This is a genomic window from Marinicella sediminis (genome assembly GCF_002000055.1).
Lineage (GTDB): Bacteria > Pseudomonadota > Gammaproteobacteria > Xanthomonadales > Marinicellaceae > Marinicella > Marinicella sediminis.
Genome location: NZ_MVBD01000038.1, coordinates 1 through 863, shown reverse-complemented (window position 1 = coordinate 863; position 863 = coordinate 1). Strand labels below are relative to the sequence as shown.

Sequence of the window (863 nt, the reverse complement as noted above, 5' to 3'; positions counted from 1 at the left end):
TCGGTGACTCAACCAGGCAATGGTCTGGTGGTGATCACCAACGGTGGGGCTGATCTGACTTATGCGCCGGTGGCGGATTACTGTAATGATGGGGTGACCACTGATGACTTCACCTACACATTGAACGGTGGTTCAGTGGGTACCGTGGCTGTTACGGTCAACTGTGTGGATGATGCGCCTACAGCTAACAACGATGCGGCCACGGTAACCGAAGATGATCCGGCAACCACGGTGGATGTGCTGGCCAATGACAGCAATGCCGATGGTGGGCCGATCACCATTGATTCGGTGACTCAACCAGGCAATGGTCTGGTGGTGATCACCAACGGTGGGGCTGATCTGACTTATGCGCCGGTGGCGGATTACTGTAATGATGGGGTGACCACTGATGACTTCACCTACACCATCAACGGTGGCTCCAGTGCCACAGTGGCGGTGACGGTGACCTGTGTGGACGATGCCCCAACGGCCAATGACGACAATGCCACGGTGATTGAAGATTCAGTGAACAACAGCATCCTGGTGTTGGGTAATGATGCCAATGCCGATGGTGGTTTGCTTGAAGTGACGGGTGTGACCCAGCCGGGTAATGGCACCGCGGCCTTCACCGCCGGTGGTGTGACGTACACGCCGGATGCTGATTACTGTAATGACGGCAGTCCGACCGATGACTTCACTTACACCATCAACGGTGGCTCCAGTGCCACAGTGGCGGTGACGGTGACCTGTGTGGACGATGCCCCTACGGCCAATGACGACAATGCCACGGTGATTGAGGATTCAGTGAACAACAGCATCCTGGTGTTGGGTAATGATGCCAATGCCGATGGTGGTTTGCTTGAAGTGACGGGTGTGACCCAGCC

Annotated in this window: 1 protein-coding gene; it reads left to right on the top strand. The window is 56.0% G+C overall.

The annotated features are described in order from the left end of the window. Nucleotides 1-863 (top strand): Ig-like domain-containing protein (locus tag B0475_RS17350; RefSeq protein ID WP_198538374.1); only part of this gene is annotated, 863 nt, incomplete at both ends.